Source organism: Streptococcus infantis (assembly GCF_047460825.1).
Lineage (GTDB): Bacteria > Bacillota > Bacilli > Lactobacillales > Streptococcaceae > Streptococcus > Streptococcus infantis_V.
In genome coordinates, this window is the sequence record NZ_JASHFO010000032.1 from 1 (window position 1) to 18,645 (window position 18,645).

The 18,645-nt window shown below is 38.7% G+C and carries 24 protein-coding genes and 1 tRNA gene; 4 read left to right on the forward strand and 21 right to left on the reverse strand.

The window, feature by feature from the left end; translation table 11 throughout:
• Positions 1 to 476: 476 nt before the first annotated feature.
• The 6 genes from QM911_RS08445 to QM911_RS08470 form a co-directional block, all read right to left on the reverse strand.
• Positions 477 to 548, reverse strand: a tRNA-Arg gene (locus tag QM911_RS08445).
• Positions 549 to 590: 42 nt separating this feature from the next.
• Positions 591 to 938 (reverse strand): 50S ribosomal protein L19, encoded by a 348-nt coding sequence (rplS, locus tag QM911_RS08450; protein WP_001068669.1) that lies wholly within the window; start codon positions 936 to 938, stop codon positions 591 to 593.
• Between the two features lie 118 nt (positions 939 to 1,056).
• Positions 1,057 to 1,386, reverse strand: a complete 330-nt coding sequence (gene crcB, locus QM911_RS08455; protein WP_414313713.1) for a fluoride efflux transporter CrcB — start codon at positions 1,384 to 1,386, stop codon at positions 1,057 to 1,059.
• Positions 1,380 to 1,754 (reverse strand): fluoride efflux transporter CrcB, encoded by a 375-nt coding sequence (gene crcB, locus QM911_RS08460; protein ID WP_414313714.1) that lies wholly within the window; start codon positions 1,752 to 1,754, stop codon positions 1,380 to 1,382. The genes crcB (QM911_RS08455) and crcB (QM911_RS08460) overlap by 7 nt, the downstream gene beginning before the upstream one ends.
• Positions 1,751 to 2,017, reverse strand: a complete 267-nt coding sequence (locus QM911_RS08465) for a chorismate mutase (protein WP_414267226.1) — start codon at positions 2,015 to 2,017, stop codon at positions 1,751 to 1,753. The genes crcB (QM911_RS08460) and QM911_RS08465 overlap by 4 nt, the downstream gene beginning before the upstream one ends.
• Positions 2,018 to 2,133: 116 nt before the next feature.
• Positions 2,134 to 2,577: a flavodoxin gene (locus tag QM911_RS08470; protein ID WP_001162134.1), complete on the reverse strand. Its 444-nt coding sequence runs from the start codon at positions 2,575 to 2,577 to the stop codon at positions 2,134 to 2,136.
• A 103-nt stretch (positions 2,578 to 2,680) separates the two neighbouring features.
• On the opposite strand from QM911_RS08470, the gene QM911_RS08475 reads away from it, so the two are divergent.
• Both QM911_RS08475 and QM911_RS08480 read left to right on the forward strand, forming a co-directional pair.
• Complete coding sequence (locus QM911_RS08475) at positions 2,681 to 3,616, forward strand: DHH family phosphoesterase (RefSeq protein ID WP_414313715.1); 936 nt, start codon at positions 2,681 to 2,683, stop codon at positions 3,614 to 3,616.
• A gap of 96 nt (positions 3,617 to 3,712) precedes the next feature.
• Complete coding sequence (locus QM911_RS08480; RefSeq protein WP_000710764.1) at positions 3,713 to 3,955, forward strand: type B 50S ribosomal protein L31; 243 nt, start codon at positions 3,713 to 3,715, stop codon at positions 3,953 to 3,955.
• Positions 3,956 to 4,000: 45 nt separating this feature from the next.
• Here QM911_RS08480 and QM911_RS08485 read toward each other — a convergent pair whose 3' ends face one another.
• The 5 genes from QM911_RS08485 to QM911_RS08505 all read right to left on the reverse strand — a co-directional run bounded on the left by QM911_RS08485 (position 4,001) and on the right by QM911_RS08505 (position 8,436).
• A complete protein-coding gene (locus QM911_RS08485; RefSeq protein WP_371559117.1) occupies positions 4,001 to 4,321 on the reverse strand; it encodes a heavy metal-binding domain-containing protein in 321 nt (106 codons plus the stop codon).
• 331 nt (positions 4,322 to 4,652) lie between these two features.
• Positions 4,653 to 4,928: an HU family DNA-binding protein gene (locus tag QM911_RS08490; protein ID WP_001284633.1), complete on the reverse strand. Its 276-nt coding sequence runs from the start codon at positions 4,926 to 4,928 to the stop codon at positions 4,653 to 4,655.
• A 106-nt stretch (positions 4,929 to 5,034) separates the two neighbouring features.
• Positions 5,035 to 5,871, reverse strand: a complete 837-nt coding sequence (locus QM911_RS08495; protein WP_414313716.1) for a DegV family protein — start codon at positions 5,869 to 5,871, stop codon at positions 5,035 to 5,037.
• A 182-nt stretch (positions 5,872 to 6,053) separates the two neighbouring features.
• Positions 6,054 to 7,283 carry a tetratricopeptide repeat protein gene (locus tag QM911_RS08500; RefSeq protein ID WP_414313717.1) on the reverse strand — a complete coding sequence of 410 codons (1,230 nt, stop codon included), beginning with the start codon at positions 7,281 to 7,283 and terminating at the stop codon, positions 6,054 to 6,056.
• On the reverse strand, positions 7,273 to 8,436 hold the full coding sequence (locus tag QM911_RS08505) for an AI-2E family transporter (protein ID WP_414313718.1): 1,164 nt from the start codon (positions 8,434 to 8,436) through the stop codon (positions 7,273 to 7,275). The genes QM911_RS08500 and QM911_RS08505 overlap by 11 nt, the downstream gene beginning before the upstream one ends.
• A 209-nt stretch (positions 8,437 to 8,645) precedes the next feature.
• On the opposite strand from QM911_RS08505, the gene QM911_RS08510 reads away from it, so the two are divergent.
• Entirely contained in the window at positions 8,646 to 9,653 is a 1,008-nt protein-coding gene (locus tag QM911_RS08510) for a lactonase family protein (RefSeq protein WP_414313719.1), read from the forward strand.
• A gap of 189 nt (positions 9,654 to 9,842) precedes the next feature.
• On the opposite strand, the gene QM911_RS08515 is transcribed toward QM911_RS08510, so the two are convergent.
• The 10 genes from QM911_RS08515 to QM911_RS08560 form a co-directional block, all read right to left on the reverse strand.
• Complete coding sequence (locus QM911_RS08515; protein ID WP_414313720.1) at positions 9,843 to 10,262, reverse strand: F0F1 ATP synthase subunit epsilon; 420 nt, start codon at positions 10,260 to 10,262, stop codon at positions 9,843 to 9,845.
• A 10-nt stretch (positions 10,263 to 10,272) separates the two neighbouring features.
• A complete protein-coding gene (atpD, locus tag QM911_RS08520; RefSeq protein WP_000094353.1) occupies positions 10,273 to 11,679 on the reverse strand; it encodes a F0F1 ATP synthase subunit beta in 1,407 nt (468 codons plus the stop codon).
• Positions 11,680 to 11,760: 81 nt separating this feature from the next.
• On the reverse strand, positions 11,761 to 12,639 hold the full coding sequence (locus QM911_RS08525) for a F0F1 ATP synthase subunit gamma (RefSeq protein WP_049549330.1): 879 nt from the start codon (positions 12,637 to 12,639) through the stop codon (positions 11,761 to 11,763).
• Between the two features lie 15 nt (positions 12,640 to 12,654).
• The gene (gene atpA / locus QM911_RS08530; RefSeq protein WP_414257687.1) at positions 12,655 to 14,160 is read right to left on the reverse strand and encodes a F0F1 ATP synthase subunit alpha; all 1,506 of its coding nucleotides are present in this window, start codon (positions 14,158 to 14,160) and stop codon (positions 12,655 to 12,657) included.
• Positions 14,161 to 14,174: 14 nt separating this feature from the next.
• Positions 14,175 to 14,711, reverse strand: coding sequence for a F0F1 ATP synthase subunit delta (locus tag QM911_RS08535; RefSeq protein WP_414257689.1), 537 nt, complete (start codon positions 14,709 to 14,711; stop codon positions 14,175 to 14,177).
• Positions 14,711 to 15,205 (reverse strand): F0F1 ATP synthase subunit B, encoded by a 495-nt coding sequence (atpF, locus tag QM911_RS08540; RefSeq protein ID WP_414257690.1) that lies wholly within the window; start codon positions 15,203 to 15,205, stop codon positions 14,711 to 14,713. The genes QM911_RS08535 and atpF overlap by 1 nt, the downstream gene beginning before the upstream one ends.
• Before the next feature lie 18 nt (positions 15,206 to 15,223).
• Positions 15,224 to 15,940 carry a F0F1 ATP synthase subunit A gene (atpB, locus tag QM911_RS08545; RefSeq protein ID WP_414313721.1) on the reverse strand — a complete coding sequence of 239 codons (717 nt, stop codon included), beginning with the start codon at positions 15,938 to 15,940 and terminating at the stop codon, positions 15,224 to 15,226.
• Between the two features lie 32 nt (positions 15,941 to 15,972).
• Positions 15,973 to 16,173: a F0F1 ATP synthase subunit C gene (locus QM911_RS08550; protein ID WP_001054551.1), complete on the reverse strand. Its 201-nt coding sequence runs from the start codon at positions 16,171 to 16,173 to the stop codon at positions 15,973 to 15,975.
• Between the two features lie 229 nt (positions 16,174 to 16,402).
• Positions 16,403 to 16,714: a CHY zinc finger protein gene (locus tag QM911_RS08555; RefSeq protein WP_083280576.1), complete on the reverse strand. Its 312-nt coding sequence runs from the start codon at positions 16,712 to 16,714 to the stop codon at positions 16,403 to 16,405.
• A gap of 13 nt (positions 16,715 to 16,727) precedes the next feature.
• Positions 16,728 to 18,014: a peptidase U32 family protein gene (locus tag QM911_RS08560; RefSeq protein WP_414313722.1), complete on the reverse strand. Its 1,287-nt coding sequence runs from the start codon at positions 18,012 to 18,014 to the stop codon at positions 16,728 to 16,730.
• Between the two features lie 222 nt (positions 18,015 to 18,236).
• On the opposite strand from QM911_RS08560, the gene QM911_RS08565 reads away from it, so the two are divergent.
• On the forward strand, positions 18,237 to 18,645 hold a 409-nt coding region (locus QM911_RS08565), incomplete at its 3' end, for a helix-turn-helix domain-containing protein (RefSeq protein ID WP_414313723.1).

Genomic DNA, 18,645 nt, shown 5'->3' on the forward strand with positions numbered 1-18,645 from the left:
TCTGTAGACGTTTGTGATATTTGGCGTACGATGAATCTTTTAAGAGTTGTTCAATTTTTTGTGTTTCTTCGTTTGTAAGTTTCATAACTACTATTATAAGATGTTTTTTGATTTTAGTCTAGTATAATTTTGTCGTGTACTTTAGTCTAGAAAAATCAACACAAAATTTTTTTGAAACTTTTTTGAATCTTTATACTTGCTTTTTGAGTTCATGGAACTGAACCTTAACCTCATCTGTCAATTCCATAATAAAAATAAGGACATTCCAATAAAGGAAGTCCTTTTTAACACTACTATAAATCAAAGACATTTTCATGATCCATTTTATTCTATAATCATTGACCAAAATATAATTTTTGGTCAAAATTTGGTCAAAAAAATTAAAAATGCTAAATTATTTTTAAAAATGAACTTGTGATAATTGCCTTTAAATAAACATTTTGAATTTTCTTTGTCTTTCTTTACATTACTAAAAATGCCCCCTGCCGGAATCGAACCAGCAACTACTCCTTAGGAGGGAGTTGTTATATCCATTGAACTAAGGGAGCTAGAGAAAAACTCTGCCGAATGAGCAGAGTTTTTTGGTCGAATTAACGACGAATTTCTTTGATACGAGCTGCTTTACCTTGAAGAGCACGCAAGTAGTACAATTTCGCACGACGTACTTTACCGTAACGAACAACTTCGATCTTTTCAACACGTGGAGTGTGAATTGGGAAGATACGTTCAACACCTACACCGTTAGAGATTTTACGAACTGTGTAGTTTTCTGAGATGCCAGCACCTTTACGTGCAATAACAACACCTTCAAAAATCTGGATACGTTCACGGTTACCTTCGACAACTTTCGCGTGTACACGAACAGTGTCACCAGGACGGAATGATGGGATATCAGTACGAAGTTGACCTTCTGTCAAGCTTTGGATTAATGGATTCATTTTATTCTCCTATCTTTGTCAATCTTGAGGAAGCTTCCTCAGCGGATAAACTGTATTTTTGTGCGTCCATTACACACAAGATACAGTTTACCAAATTTCTTAAAAAAAGTAAAGAAATTTACAGTAAAATTCCTAAAAAAATAGCAAGCAAACCACCTAAGTAGGTCAAGAGAAAATATCTGTAAAAGACCTTCCTATCAGCTAAGAGTTTTTGGAGTTCATCATTCAAGGTTGAAAAAGTGGTTAGACCTCCACAAAATCCTGTGGCAAGGATAAGATAGACTTCTTTAGACTCCACATGATTGTAAAATAAACCAATCAAAAAACAGCCCAGTAGATTAGCTATGAGAGTTCCTAGAGGCAGTACTGAACCCTGATTATAACGTGAAAAGAAATAACGCACAAGGGCACCTAGTCCACAAGCAAGCGCTAGATAGATTACTACCATTTCTTCCTCCCTAAACAATAAGCCAATAAAAGTCCTCCACCAATGCTCAGAACTAGATAGATTACTAGACTTAGGTAAGAACCTGTATCCAGCAATTTCACGCCATCTAACATGAGGCTTGAAAAAGTCGTTAATCCTCCACAGAAGCCAGTTCCAAGCGCTAAAATGACACCTTTACTGCTTCCCTTATAAACCAAATAACCTTTGACAAGATAGACTAAGCAGAAAATTCCTACATAGTTAGCAAAGAGAGTTCCCCATGGAAAATCTGGGCTAGCTGGCAACCATCTCGAAATCTGATATCGGACAAGTCCTCCTAGCATGGCAGCTAGAAAGATTCCTAATGGGTAAAATTGTTCTTTTTTCATTTGATGTTTTTATCCTGATAATCGCGCGAACGTTTGAGAATATCAGAAAAAGTCTCAACGATTGTCTCTTCGTATTTTTTATTGCTGACATGACTTCTGACCTTCTCAAAGATAGCTTCTTCTCTTTTAGTATCGAGAATAGCTTTTCCTGAAGCTTTTTTATAAGCCACTACACCCTCAACTAGATGCATTCTTTCTTCTAAGAGTTTTACGATTTGGTCATCAATTTGATCGATTTCTTGTCTAATAATATCTAAATCCATAGAGTCTCCTTCATTATTTGAATGATTGTATCAAAAAACTTCTAAATGGGCTAGGTCATTCCTAGGGACAACTAACAAAAACTGCACTGACAACTTTCATCAGTGCAACTTCATGCTTATCCTACTTTAGCAGCCAATTCTTCTGCAAATTGTTCCAAGCGTTCGATATCTTCTTCTTCTGCAGAGAGGTCCACTTTGACACACTCTGATCCCTTTTCAGCTCCTGTTGCCACAAATACACGATCAAAGTCATCAACAGCTTTACAGAACTCATCGTAGAAAGTATCGCCTGATCCTACCACACCGTAGATTTTGCCACTCAAGTTAAGATCTGCTAGGTCTTCGTAGAAGTCCATCATCTCATCTGGTAACTCTCCATCACCGTATGTGTAGGTTGCAACGATTGCAATATCTGCTTCAAGAAAGTCAGATGCGTCAACAGTTGTACACTCATCAACATCCACCTCTAAGCCCAACTCACGCAATTTATCTGCTACAATATCTGCAATTTCTTCGGTATTACCGGTCATACTGGCAAATACAATTTTTGCTAATGCCATATCGTCCTCCTCAATTTATCTTTCTCCATTATATCACATCTTTTTCATTTTAAAAATAAAAACTCTTGTGCTACAATGAAATAAGAAAGAATTGAGGTCACTTATGGAAATTTGCCATCAAATTTTAGAAAAAATTAAAGCATACGATACCATCATCATTCACCGTCACATGAAACCAGATCCTGATGCCTTAGGAAGTCAGGTTGGACTCAAAGCACTTCTGGAACACCATTTCCCAGAAAAAAAAATCAAGGTAGTTGGTTATGATGAGCCAACCCTAACATGGCTTACAAAGATGGATCAGGTAGAAGACAAGGATTATCAAGGTGCGCTTGCTATCATCTGTGATACAGCAAATACCGCTCGTATCGATGATAAACGTTATACTAATGCTGAAACCATTATTAAAATTGATCACCATCCAAATGACGAAGTCTATGGAGATCTTGTTTGGGTAGATACCAACTCTAGCAGTGCCAGTGAGATGATTGCTCTCTTTGCTGAAGCAACTAACCTAGAATTATCCGACTACGCTGCTAAAATGCTCTGCGCTGGAATTATTGGCGATACCGGTCGTTTCCTTTATCCGTCTACTTCTGCTCGTACCCTTCGAATTGCTAGTAAACTAAGAGAACATAACTTTGACTACGCTGAATTAACACGTAAAATGGACACTATGAGCTTTAAAATCGCTAAACTTCAAGGTTATGTCTATGATCACCTAGAAGTTGATGAAAATGGTGTCGCACGTGTCATACTGACTCAAGAAATTCTAAAAACATATCAAGTAACAGATTCTGAAACAGCAGCCATTGTTGGAGCTCCAGGCCGTATCGATACAGTTAATCTTTGGGGAATCTTTGTAGAACAAGCAGATGGCCACTACCGCGTTCGACTTCGCAGTAAATTCGTTCCAATCAATGGTGTTGCAAAAGAACATGATGGTGGAGGTCACCCACTTGCAAGTGGTGCTAACTCCTATAGCCTAGAGGAAAATGAAGTCATCTATCAAGAATTAAAAAACTTACTAAAAAAATAGATAAAAAGCTTGCCAAACTTATCAGAATCTGATAGACTAGTATGGTAACAATCTATGGCTCGCAAAGAGACCATGGCAGAAAGGAAATATTGCAAAATGAAAAAAGATATCCATCCAGAATATCGCCCAGTTGTCTTCATGGACACAACTACTGGTTACCAATTCCTTAGCGGTTCAACAAAACGCTCTAACGAAACTGTTGAGTTCGAAGGCGAAACTTACCCATTGATCCGTGTGGAAATTTCATCAGACTCACACCCATTCTACACTGGACGTCAAAAGTTCACTCAAGCAGATGGACGCGTGGATCGTTTCAACAAAAAATACGGTCTCAAATAATCATAAAAAGAACAGTTCCGACTGTTCTTTTTTTGTTTCTTCAAATTAGGAGTCAACCACAACTGCTGTACCACTACAAGTGACCATTAGCATACCATTTTCAGCCCCTAAAGTTTCATAGTCCATTTTTATACCTATAATAGCATTTGCTCCACGTTCACTTGCACGCTCCATCATTTCTGCTAGAGCTTCTTCTCTTGCTTGAGTCAACTCGCCTTCATAACTACTAGCTCGTCCTCCAAAAACATTACGGAAGCCAGCAGCCATATCTTTGAACATATTAACGCCAGCAACCACTTCACCAAAGACGATTCCTTTGTAGGCTAGGATTTTCTTGCCTTCAATTCCCGTAGTTGAAATAATCATCTTCCTATCCTCCTAACTTCTTTTATATAATTGTAAACCCTTTCACTAACTCTGTCAAGAAATTCTATAAAGGACTCAGTGGTTGAAAGGAAACTCTGCTCACCATCCTTGTTTGCTATCCATTTAGTGCCAATTGTATAGATTAGGGTCTAAATTTTATCTTTGCAAGCCTAACTTGAGATAGGCTTCTCAGCCTCACTATTCTTACCAATAATAGAGCTTAAAATCTATGACTGGTATAGAAAATACTGTTCTCTCATGCCCCAAAACTACAAAAAAAGCCTATTGACCAAGCTAGAAAGCTTGATACAATAGGCTTTTTCTAAATTCATTATTTAACAGCGTCTTTAAGAGCTTTACCAGCTTTGAATGCTGGAACTTTTGAAGCTGCGATAGTGATTTCTTTACCAGTTTGTGGGTTGCGACCTTTACGTGCTGCACGCTCACGAACTTCGAAATTACCAAAACCGATCAATTGAACTTTTTCACCAGCTGCAAGGTAATCAGCTACTGCTGCAAATACAGCATCAACTGCTGCTGCTGAGTCTTTCTTTGTCAATTCTGTAGCTTCTGCTACTTTAGCGATCAAATCTTGTTTGTTTGCCATGTTAATAATTCCTCCAAATATTTTCTAATTAACAATTACAATCATATCCTAAATTCTCTTGTAGGTCAAGTCAAAAACGCTATTTCTTGCTATTTTCTTTATTTTTTTAGGACTCGTATCTGACCAAAATAGCCCAAGCATTTTCACCTGTATGGGTCTGAATAATAGAACCTGTTTCAAGTACAGAGATTGGTTTTTCAACGAATGGTTGTAGGATTTCTTTCATCTCTTCTGCCCAGTCCCGAGTTCCAGAATAGGAAATACCAATTTCTGCAACAGAACGCTCTGACAGTTTTGCAACTAGCTCATCTAACCATTTTTTAAAAGTTTTAGCTCCACGTCCTTTAACGATTGGTTGCAATTCATCATCTTTCATCTGCATAACTACGCGGATATTTAATAGAGAGCTTAAAAGGCCTGTCACTCGACCAATACGACCACCTTTAACAAGGTTTTCCAAGGTAGAAACACCAATATAGAGCTCTGTGTTCTTCTTTACTTCTTCAACATGAGCCACAATTGTCTCAATGTCTTGTCCTTCTTGAGCTAACTTAGCTGCTTCAACTACTTGAAATTTTAGGGCTTGATCTGTAAAGGAACTATCCAATACAGTCACATTAGCTGTTGACAAACTTGCACCTTGCCGAGCTGCTTCGACAGTTCCTGATAAGGCATGAGACATATGAATGGCTAAAATTTGACTACTGTCTTTACTCAACTCATCAAAAATCTCAGCAAAGAGTCCAACAGGAGGTTGACTTGTTTTAGGCAGATTTTTACTCTCTTTCATCAAGCGAAGAAATTCCCCTTCTTCAAGATCAGCATCCGAATAAAGAACACTATCAATCATTACAGAGAGCGGAACGACGGTAATATTTAATTCTTTGACCACTTCTGGTTCAATGGTAACAGAAGAATCTGTTACGATTTTTACTTGTGTCATAATTCAAATCTTTCTATGTTTCACTTTTTGAGTGAGTTTTTTCAATTTAACTATAACAATTATATCAAAAAAAAGCTAAAAATTCATACTGTATCTATTCATTTTTATGATGGAATTTATAGATTTTTAAATCTTTCATTTTATAAAAATAGTCGCCTGCTAAGACGACTACTGTTCATTTATCATAAACGTTCATACAATTCCTGCATCTGTATATCATCAGGAACCAACTTGAGATAGTGTTGAATCTGTTCTTTTGCTTCTTCAAACCTTCCAAGTTCGCGTAATAGATGAATGTATTGCTCTAAAAACTCAGGATTTTCCTTGAATTCTGGAACCAATGCCTGATAAGATTCATAGGCAGCATCCAAATCTTCAGTTTCTTGGTAACTCCGTGCAATCATCCACTTAGTCAAGAGATTTTCTGGCTCATATACTTCTAAGGCTAGAATATCCTCATACCGTTCTTGCTCCTGATACATGGTTGCTAGCCGCAAGAGGATTTCTTCTTGGTCTTCCGCATCTTCTTGGGCTTGAAGAAGATAAGCTTCCGCCTGTTCAGGTTGATGCAATTCGTAAGATAATTGTGAAGCAAGGAGTAGTAAACGTGTCTCGAAAGGATTTTTTTCCAAACCTTGTTGAGTTACCAGTAAGGCTTGCTCAGTCTGGTGTTCCTTATGTAGAGCCTGACTATAACCATATTCATACCCTTCAAAATCTGGAGAAATAGTATCCAGCTGTTTAAAATATAAAACTGCCTTTTGATATTCCTCTTGATCAAAGTAAAGACTTGCTAATTCAAAAGCAGTCTGATCGTCATACTCTAACTCTAAAGCTTTTTCTAAAAACTCTATAGCTGATTCAAACTTTCCAAGTCGAGCATAGGCAGTTCCAATTCGTTGATAGGTCGAAATCCCTGTCTGCTCATATATTTCACGATTATCCAGTTGAGCATAGCCCTTAATCGCTTCTAAATCATTTCCAAGTTCACTATCTAACTCTGCTAGCCCAAAAATCAATAAAGGATCATCAGAGTAATTAAGAGCTTCTAAGAGCTTCTCACGAGCTACATCCGTCAATCCTTCCATTTGATAAAAATCAGCCTTTAAAACAAGCGCAGATACATAAGAATCGCTATTGGGTTGAATTTCTTCTAGATAGGCAAACGCTTCTTCAATTTGTCCGTCTTCGCTTACGATACTAGCTAGATTGAGATTTACTTCTGGAAATATTGGTGCTAGTTTTTCATAGATTTGACGAGCTTGTGGATAAAAACCAATACTTTCTAGATAATAAGCCAGTTCCAGAAGAAGATCATCAGGGTCTTCTACCAAGGCTTTTTGAAAATAGTGATCAGCTCTTGTTAAATCTTGCTGATCCAAAGCTTCAAGCATTTCTTGACTATTGCTCACCTTCAACCTCCTCTTCTAACTCATACAAACCACTAACTTTTTTATACCATTCAAAAATCGCTGAAATAACAACTTTTGCTGAAGCATAAACAGGAATTCCTAATAGGACTCCCCAAACACCAAACATAGAACCAGACGTCAACAAAACAAATAGAATCGTGATCGGATGAATGTTGAGTTGACTACCTAAGATCAATGGAGATACAAAACGACCTTCAATTGTCTGCTCTACGATAAAAACGATAATAACTTTCAAGAGCATAACTGGTCCAGCAATTAAGCCTAAGACCAGAGCTGGTAGCATGGCAAGGAAACTTCCAAGATAAGGGATAAGGTTTAAAAACCCTGCAGTAATTCCAAGAGTCACTGCATACCTCAAACCAATAATCTTAAAGAAGATGATAAACATAATCGCTACAATAACAGCAACAGTAATTTGTCCTCTAACATAGTTAGAAAGTTGTTGGTTCACATCCGTTAGAACCTTACCTACTGGTTCTCTCAATTTATTTGGTAAGAATTGAGTGATATGATCTCTCAAACCTTTTCCATCTCTAAGGAGATAAAAGAGCATAAAGGGCATGATAATCAAAGCAACAATGACTTGTGACGTTCCACTAATAAGAGCACTCACCCAGTTCACAGCTTTTGATGAAATATTACTTGCCCAAGCAGTTGCTTGTGTTGAGAATTGAGCCAGAACCTGTTCTAGTTGAGGTCTAAAGTCATCTGGTAAACGCTTGGTTACAAGATCATCAATAACTCTGTCAGCATCTTCGAGATAATTTGGTACATTTTTCGCAAAAATAACTACTTGACGTTGAAGATTTGGAATCGCAACGGCCAGACCAATAATCAAGAGTATGGCAATAATGACAAAGATAATACTAATGGCTAAGACACGATTTATCTTATACTTCTCCATCAAATCCACCAGTGGATTTAAGAGATAAAAAAGTAATCCTGATAAAATAACAGGCAACATAACCACTGATAAAAAATCAACGACAGGGATAAATAAAAAACTAATCTTACTTAAAATAAAAATATTCAGACCTAGTAACAAGGCTACCAAAAAAACTGTAACAGCCTTATTATCTAAAAACCATTTAAAAAACCAAGATAAATTAAAATGTTTCTCTTTTTGTTCCATATCTACTTCCTTTCCTTTGTCCTTTCATTATACCATTTTTATAGGGAATAAACTGTTTTTAAAGTGTTGAGGTGACTATTGAGAACTCTAACAAAGCGACCTTGCTTTTTACTATTTTTATACTTAGATGTTTCATACTTTTTTCACTATTTTCTTCAGGTCTCCCAATTTATGATATAATAGAAACATCTTTATTTAGAGGTATAGCTATGATTGAAACAATTTATTTCGGAACTTACACACGTCGTTTATCCCAAGGGATTTATCAAGCTGATTTTGATACAGAAACTGGGAAACTATCCAATCTTAAACTATTTGCTACTGAGCCAAGTCCTACCTATCTTGTATTTGATCAAGAAAATCACCTCTACACTGTCGGTAGCAAAGATGGTCAAGGTGGAATTGCTGCCTATCAAACTGATGGTACTTTGCTAAACCATGTTGTGACAGAAGGCGCTCCTCACTGTTATGTTGCAGTTGATGAGAAACGTGGCCTAGTATATGGTGCAAACTATCACAAGGGACAAGTTTTGGTCTATAAACGTAAAGAAGATGGTAGTTTAGAATTGGCTGATGCAGTTCAGCATAGCGGTCATGGTCCCCATGAAAATCAAGCTTCTCCACATGTACACTTTACAGATTTAACACCAGATCATTATTTAGTCACTTGCGACTTAGGTACTGATGAGGTTACTACTTATGATGTCAATCCAGAAGGAAAACTAAATAAGCTAACTACCTACAATTGTAGTCCTGGTGCTGGTGCACGTCACCTTGTTTTTCACAATCACTACAAGATTGCCTATCTCATCTGTGAACTCAATAGTACAATTGAAGTATTGATTTATGATGGTGTTGGTGCATTTGAAAAAATGCAAGTTATTTCTACTCTTCCTGAAGGATTTAATGACTTTAATGGAACTGCTGCTATTCGTCTCTCACAAGATGGAAAATATCTGTATGCATCAAACCGTGGTCACGATTCTATTGTAGTTTACACTATTCTCGCTGATGGTAGTTTAGAATTGTTGGAATTCGTTCCTACAAACGGGAAAACTCCTCGTGACTTTATTCTCTCGCCAGACCAAGAATTCCTCATCGCTGTTCACCAGGATTCTGATAATGCAACTGTCTTTAAACGTAATTCAGATACTGGTCGTCTTGCAGAACTTTCCAATGACTTTCACGTACCTGAAGCGGTTTGCGTCACTTTTTAAACATAGAAAAATGGCGGTGGGACAGAAATCGATAGACAAAGTCTCGATTTTGTAGTCCCAGCCCCGCGAGGATGATTAGGATCTTTTTGGAGTCTAAAAGACGAACAAAAAGTTCAATCAGCTATCACGTCAAAGTTTGATTGCTAATAAAAAGTGAGGTCGGGATCTTTTTGTCCCAACCTCATTTTTTTATAGTTTATTTCCGACATTGATTCGGTTAATAGCACGTTGTAATGCAATCTTAGCACGACGCTCTTGGTCAATCAAGTGTTTGTCTTGTGCTTCTTCGATTTCACGTTCTGCACGAAGTTTAGCACGTTCTGCACGACTAACATCAATATCGCGCGCACGTTCAGCTGAGTCAGCAATAATGGTAATGACATTATTTGCAATCTCAATAATTCCTCCGTTTACTGCAATCCAGTTGACATGAGAATCATCATCAATACGTTTGACTTTAACTTCATCAACTGCTAATACCGCAATCATATTTTGATGTCGTGGCAAGATCCCCATCTCACCATCCAGAGTTCGAACCGATACAAAGCTGGCATGGTGATCATAGACGAGGCCATCTGGTGTCACGATCTGGACAGTTAACTGAGCCATAGATCACCTCTTAAAATCCCATTTTTTCAGCCTTAGCAATAACATCTTCGATTGAACCTACTCCACGGAAGGCGTCTTCTGGGAGATGATCGTGTTTTCCATCAAGAATTTCCTTAAATCCACGAACTGTTTCCGCTACTGGAACATAAGAACCTGGTTGACCAGTAAATTGTTCCGCAACGTTGAAGTTTTGTGAAAGGAAGAACTGAATACGACGGGCACGAGCAACCAAAGTTTTTTCTTCATCAGAAAGTTCATCCATACCAAGGATAGCAATGATATCTTGCAATTCATGGTAACGTTGAAGGACACGTTTAACTTCAGCAGCTACTGCATAGTGCTCTTCTCCAACGATTTCAGGTGCCAAGGCACGTGAGCTTGAAGCAAGTGGATCAACGGCTGGGTAGATACCCAATTGAACCAATTTACGTTCCAAGTTAGTTGTTGAGTCCAAGTGAGCGAAGGCTGTTGCTGGCGCTGGGTCAGTATAGTCATCCGCTGGCACATAGATGGCCTGGATAGAGGTTACAGAACCTTTCTTAGTTGAAGTGATACGTTCTTGCAATTGACCCATTTCTGTTGCGAGGGTTGGTTGGTAACCAACGGCTGATGGCATACGACCCAAAAGGGCAGATACTTCTGAACCAGCTTGTGTGAAACGGAAAATGTTGTCAATAAAGAGAAGAACGTCTTGACCTTCTACATCACGGAAGTATTCAGCGATTGTCAAACCAGTAAGGGCAACACGCATACGTGCTCCTGGTGGTTCATTCATCTGACCAAATACCATGGCTGTTTTCTCGATAACGCCTGATTCCTTCATTTCCCAATATAAGTCGTTCCCTTCACGAGTACGTTCCCCAACACCAGTAAATACTGAAATACCACCGTGTTCTTGGGCAATGTTGTGAATCAATTCTTGGATCAATACGGTCTTACCAACTCCGGCACCACCGAAGAGTCCGACCTTACCACCTTTAAGGTAAGGGGCAAGAAGGTCGATAACCTTGATCCCAGTTTCTAGAATTTCTGAAGAGGTAGACAATTCATCAAAAGTTGGTGCTTTTTTATGAATTGGCTGACGCTCTGCATCTTCACCAAAAGGAGCTTCCAAGTCAATGGTATCTCCCAAAACGTTGAAGACACGTCCCAAGGTTTCTTTCCCTACTGGTACAGAGATTGGACGACCTGTGTCCAATACTTCCATTCCACGAGTCAAACCATCTGTTGATTCCATGGCGATGGTACGAATCATACCATCCCCCAACTCTAAGGCTACTTCAAGGACGATTTTTGTTTTCTTTTCGTCATTTTTGTAGACGACAAGTGCATTGTTAATCTCAGGTAGTTTTTCTCCAGCTGCAAACAAAACGTCTACAACGGGTCCGATAACCTGAGCAATTTTACCTGAACTCATCTCCTTCTCCTATTCTATATAAGATACTATCGGTTCCTAGTATGACTAGGTCCTAAGTTCATTTCTCTGAGCAGAATTGCTTTATTCTAAAGCACTAGCTCCTGCTACGATTTCTGTAATTTCTTGTGTAATCGCCGCCTGTCTGGCACGGTTATACTGGATTGTCAAATCATTAATAACTTTTTTGGCATTATCAGTCGCTGTTTGCATGGCTGTCATACCAGCAGCATTTTCAGCTGTCTTGGCATCAATAATAGCACCATAAATCATACTTTCTGCAAACTGTGGCAGCAATTGATCCAAGATTTCTTCACGACTTGTTTCAAGGTCAAAAGTCAAGCTATAGTTATCATCTGCTTCATTTGGATCCAAGTCCACGATTGGAAGCATCTGTTCTACACGCATTTGACTTGTCAATGTATTCACGTGGTGGTTGTAGCAAACATAGAGCTCATCGAAAAGCTCATTTTGATACATTTCAATAGTTTTTGAAATAATCTTACGAACTTCATCAAAGCTTGGTTGGCTTGCAAGTCCACGCAATTCATAGATTGGCTGAATACCGCGTGATTTGAAGAAATCTGCCCCCATACCACCAATACAGATGACTTCAAAGTCATCTCCTGAAGGATGGTATTCTTGCTGAATTTCCATGACTGCTTTCAAGATTGAAGAATTATATCCTCCAACAAGTCCACGGTCAGATGTAATGACAATATAGCCTGTTTTCTTAACAGGACGACTAATCAACATAGGGTTCGTTGATCCGCCAGCACCATCTCCGTGAAGAATATCTGTAACTAACTTACGCACTTTTTGTGCATAAACTTGGAAGTTACGAGCTGCTTCTTCAGAACGACCTAACTTAGCTGCGGAAACCATCTGCATCGCGTTAGTAATTTGACTAGTATTTTTTGTTGAGGCGATTTTTGTTTTAATATCATTTAGAGATACTGCCATCTGACACCTCTATTCCTATTGGAAGCTAGATTGATTGAGAAACTCAGTAATCGCAGCATCCAAGACTGCTTCATCTGGCAAGTCTTTTGTTTCACGAATGGTTTCCAAAATTTCTGGATGCTGAGCATCAAAGAACATATGGAACTCTTCTTCGAAACGAACGATATCGTCTACAGGAATCGTATCCAAGAAACCATGGGTCAAAGCATAGAGAATAGTAACTTGTTTCTCAACAGGTAATGGTTTGTGAACGGGCTGTTTCAATACTTCTACAGTACGACGACCACGATTCAATTTAGCCTGAGTGGCTGCATCTAAGTCTGAACCAAATTTAGTGAAGGCTTCCAACTCACGGTATGAAGCAAGGTCAATACGAAGTGTACCAGCAACTTTCTTCATGGCCTTAATCTGAGCAGAACCACCAACACGAGATACAGAAGAACCCGCATCAATAGCTGGACGAATACCCGCATTAAAGAGACTATCACTTAGGAAGATTTGTCCATCCGTAATAGAGATTACGTTTGTAGCGATATAAGCTGAGATATCTCCAGCTTGGGTCTCGATAAATGGAAGAGCCGTGATAGATCCACCACCAAGTTCATCCGAAACTTTAGCTGAGCGCTCAAGCAAACGGCTGTGAAGATAGAAAACATCCCCTGGGAAGGCTTCACGACCTGGTGGACGACGGAGCAAGAGAGAAAGTTCACGATAAGCTACCGCTTGTTTTGAAAGATCATCATAAACGATCAAGACATGCTTACCTTGGTACATGAACTCTTCTGCCATAGCAACCCCTGCATAAGGTGCAAGGAAAAGCAAAGGAGAAGGTTGTGAAGCCGACGCTGTCACAACGATTGTATAGTCTAAGGCTCCGTACTGACGAAGTGTTTCTACTTGCGTACGAACTGTAGATTCTTTTTGACCAATCGCTACATATATACAAATCATATCTTGACCTTTTTGGTTCAAGATAGCATCAATAGCGATGGTTGTTTTCCCTGTTTGACGGTCACCGATAATCAACTCACGTTGACCACGTCCGATTGGAACAAGGGCATCAATAGCTTTCAAACCAGTTTGCAATGGTTCTGATACTGATTTACGTTGCATTACCCCAGGTGCTGGTGCTTCAACTGGACGAGTATTGTTTGTGTCGATTGGACCCAAACCGTCTACAGGACGACCAAGGGGATCCACGACACGTCCAATCAAGCTATCACCAACTGGAACTTCCATGATTTTTCCTGTACGACGAATGGTGTCGCCTTCGCGGATATCTGTAAAATCTCCAAGGATGATAATACCAACATCTGTTGATTCTAAGTTTTGCGCCATACCATAAGAGCCGTTTTCAAAAATCAACAACTCTCCACTCATGGCATTTTCAAGGCCATGAGCACGCGCAATTCCGTCACCGATGTAGGTTACAACACCAGTTTCAGTCACATCAAAATTGGGTTTGAAATTTTCAATTTGTTGCTTAATTAAAGCGCTGATTTCTTGTGCGTTAATTGCCAAAAGAACACCACTTTCTATTTCAAATTTTCCTTAACAACTTTAAGTTGTTGTTTAATACTAACATCAATTGTCTTGTGATTGGCGATAATAACAAAACCACCGATTAAACTATCGTCGATTTCTTCTTTAATGCTACGCACTTTTAAAGACATCTTTTTCTCTATAATAGGAAGTAGACGTTCTTTCTGTTCATCAGTTAGAGGATGAGCAGACATAATCGTTACTTCAAAACGATTCGTTTCGCTCTCAAGACGGTTTAAACAATCAACAATCACATCATAAAAAAGATTTGATCGATGATTATACAACAGAACTTGAATGAAGTTTTGTAATAATGGCGATGCTGAATCTTGGAAGAAACTGACTGTTTTTTCCTTGTCAGACTCATCAACATCTACCTGAGCCAAAAAAGAAGGCAAGTCTGTTTCTTCAGCGACTTGCTTAATCTGGGTCAAGTCTGAGAAGATAGAATCTTCTTCTCCTTTTTCAATCACCAATTGGACAAAAGGCATGCTGTATTTTTCAATTACCTTTACTGTCTTTTTGTCCATTAAGCTTCTCCTAGCTGATCGATATACTGATCAATGAGTTCTTTATGGGCATGACCGTCAAGGTTTTGTGAGATGATTTTTCCAGCTAAACTAACTGTCAAATCTGCTACCTCACCTTTAACGCTTTGTAAAGCCTCAGCTTTGTTTTGCGCAATTTCTTGGTTGGCTTTTTCTTTTAAGCGGCCTGCTTCAAGTTTAGCTTCGGCTAAAATATCGGCTCTACTTTTCTCTGCAGTTTCCTTTGCATTCTCGATAATCGTTTTAGCTTCGGTACGGCTACCCGCTAACTCAGCTTCACGTTTGTTAGCCAGTTCCTCAGCCTTTTTACGGGCTTCCTCGGCACCATCAATATCTGAAGAAATCTTTTCAGCACGTTCATCTAAGATGCTGGAAAGATTTCCCCAAGCATATTTTTTCACTAAAAAGATCAATAAAAGGAAGGAACCAGCGATAAGAATAAAGTCACCGATAATGGTACTAATAGTTAAATCCATCTTCTAATCCTCCTCTACTTACTCTTCCCCTTCATTTATTTTTTTACCAATGTACATAGATGACAACATGGTAAATACATAAGCCTGGATACATGAAATGAAAATTGAGAAGGCTGTCCATAACATGTTTGCGATAAAGGCAAAAGGATACCAATACAAAGCATTTTGTGACAAGGCTAATAGCAATCCAGCTAAGACCTCACCGGCAAAAATATTTCCGTAGATCCGAATCGCCAAGGAAGCAAAATTGGTGAACTCTTCTAAAATGTTCATCGGAGTCATGAAGCCAGGTGTAACAAATGCTCTCAAATATTCTTTAACACCTCTACGACGAACTCCTTCTACATGGGCGATCAAAGTGATCAATAATGAGAGGGATAAATCGTATCCAAGGTTGGCTGTTGGGGAAGTCCACAAGTTATAACCGTTTGTTGTTTGTACTTTTGCCATTAAGCCGATATTATTGGCAACTAAGATAAACAGAAATAGAGAAAACAGAAACAAGGAATAATCCTTGATATATGAATCTCCAATGTTTGGTTTGGTAAAACCAATCACAAAGTCATAAATCATCTCAAGAGCATTTTGTTTACCCTTTGGACGGATGGTCATTTTACGACTTGCCCAGTAGACAAAGGCAAAAACCATCAAAACAGTTACAAGAGACATGGCAAGCAGGGTCAAATCAAAGGATATTGGTCCAATATTAACGGTTGGATTCAAACTTTCTTCCATGGTTTGACACCTCCATTTCTAAATAGAGTTGTCTATTTAATGACAAATGACATCGCCAAGGTTACAAAGAATGTTCCTTCGATAAAGGCAATCCCCATGATCATCAAACTACGCAATTGTGGGATGATATCTGGTTGGCGTGCTGCAGACTTGAACAAACCGTTCATCAAAAATCCTTCTGCAAGAGATACACCCATACAGGCAAGACATAGACCGAAAAATGTTAAATTCATGACGAATTCTCCTTTTTTAAATTAAATTTACTTCCCTAGTTTAGTCCTAAAATTTGCTTTTGTCAACTTTTTACTAGCATTGAAAGCGTTTCTAATCATTTATTTCTATTTTTACGATTTTCAAGACAATTATATAGAAAATTTTAATGTCTTTTCAGATTATTTTCCTTATCTTTCCTATTTTTCTGAAAAGAAAAATCCAAGTTTCAAAACCTGGATTTACAATTGCTTATTTGAAATAATACGAGTGATGACTCTGGCAAGCTGGATTAAAGAGTGCTACACAATAAGGACAGCTCCCCTTTTCTCGATACTCCTCATAAGTTAGGGTGTTCTTACAGGAACCACATAAGATAGGTTTATCCTGTCTTAGATTCAAAGGGTAAGGAGAAAATGTGTGCGACTCTAGTTTATTGTGACACTGATAACAGGCATAGTATTTCTTACACTGATAACACTGGAGCGCTACGATATCTTTATCACTATGGTAATGAACACATCTGCTTTCATCATCTACTAGTAAGCCCTGAGCTTGAACCATGATTTTTCCTTATCTAGGCACGAATTGTGACGCTTGTTCCATCTTCTTTGTAAAGATTGATCAGGCCTTCTTTCAAAGCACGTACCATGTCACCAGCTTCTACTGGTTGAGGAACCTTGATGGTTAAAAGTTCCATTGGATTTGGTGCACGGTCAATTTTATTACCTTTAGCATCATGAAGGTCTTCGATATAAGTTTCAAAATGGCGGAAACCTGGGCCATAAAACTCAACTTGGTCACCTTCGTTGATAACGTTACGTTGGCGGATGGTTGCTGTTTGAGTTACAGCGTCATAAGCTACTACTTCAGCAACAAACTTGTATTCTGGAATCTTACGACGAGCTCCGAAAAGTTGTTCATTTTCAGTTGGTGTTCCATAGTAGAAACCTGTAGCCAATTCACGTTGAGCCACCTTCCACATTTCATCAATCAAGTCTTGCTTGATAGCTTCAAACTTTTCAGGACTTTCGAGGTAGGCATCAACGGCAGCCTTGTAGCAGTTTGTAACTGTTGAAACATAGTGGATTGATTTCATACGTCCTTCAATTTTAAGACTGTCCACACCATTTTCAATCATATCTGGGATATGGTCAATCATAGACATATCAACAGCTGACATGGAGAACTCTTCAGGAATTTCTCCCTTGAGACTCTTACGCTCTTTACCAAATGGCATATCGTAAAGGTCATATTTCCAACGGCAAGATTGTGAACATCCACCACGGTTGGCATCACGCATACTCATGTGGTTAGAAAGGGTACAACGGCCAGAATATGAGATACACATAGCTCCATGTACAAAAGCTTCAATCTCAACGTCTGTACGTTTGCGAATTTCTGCCAATTCTTCCATAGAAACCTCACGCGCCAAAACGACACGAGTCAATCCAAGTTCTTTCCAGAATTCAAGAGTTTCATAGTTGGTCGCACTAGCTTGTGTTGAAAGGTGGATTTCAAGTCCTGGTGCTTCTGTTGCTGCAATCATGATTAAGGCAGGGTCAGAAACGATAACCGCTGCAATACCAATATCACGTAACTTACGGAACCATTCTCCAGCACCTTCTTCATTTCCCTCGTGCATAACCATATTGGCAGCCACATAAACCTTAGCTCCATACTTAGCCGCGAACTGTACTCCTTCTTCCATTTGTTCGAAAGTGAAGTTTCCTGCACGACTACGTAGACCATAGGCCTGACCACCAATAAAGACTGCATCTGCTCCGTATTGAACAGCTACTTTTAGTTTTTCTAGTGTTCCTGCAGGTGATAGAACCTCAGGACGTTTCAAAGTTTTTGTCATTTTTTCTCCTATTTGCAATATAAAAGTTTGACACCAATCTTAACTATTTTATAGTAAACAGGATTCAAAATCAAGCCTTGAATGATTGTTTAGACAATTTTAATGTTTAGGGTAATTTCTCAAAGTAACTTCCACTTTCCTGACCAAAGTGGAAATTAGTCTAAAACGGATTTTTATGGTGGAATTAAGTGTGAGACGTTTGTGGTAGAAATGAGGCCTACTATGACCAAACATAAACACCTTACCCTTTCAGACCGTAATGATATCCAATTAGGTTTAGAGCGCGGTGAAACATTCAAAGCTATCGCGCAACTTATTCTAAAAGACCCAACTACTGTTTCCAAAGAAGTCAAACGAAACAAACAAATTAGAGACTCTACCTCTAACAACCTTCCTTGCCCTCTACTTGATAAACCTCCCTTTGTCTGTAATGGGTGCTCTAAAAGAAGACAAAACTGTGGCTATCAGAAAATCTTCTACCTCGCTAAGCAAGCTCAAAAAAAATACGAACAAACTCTTGTCGAAGCTCGTGAAGGAACTCCTCTCAATTCTCAAACTTTCTGGGACATGGATAAAATCATTTCTGAGGGGGTTAAAAAGGGACAACACATCTATCATATCCTCAAAACTC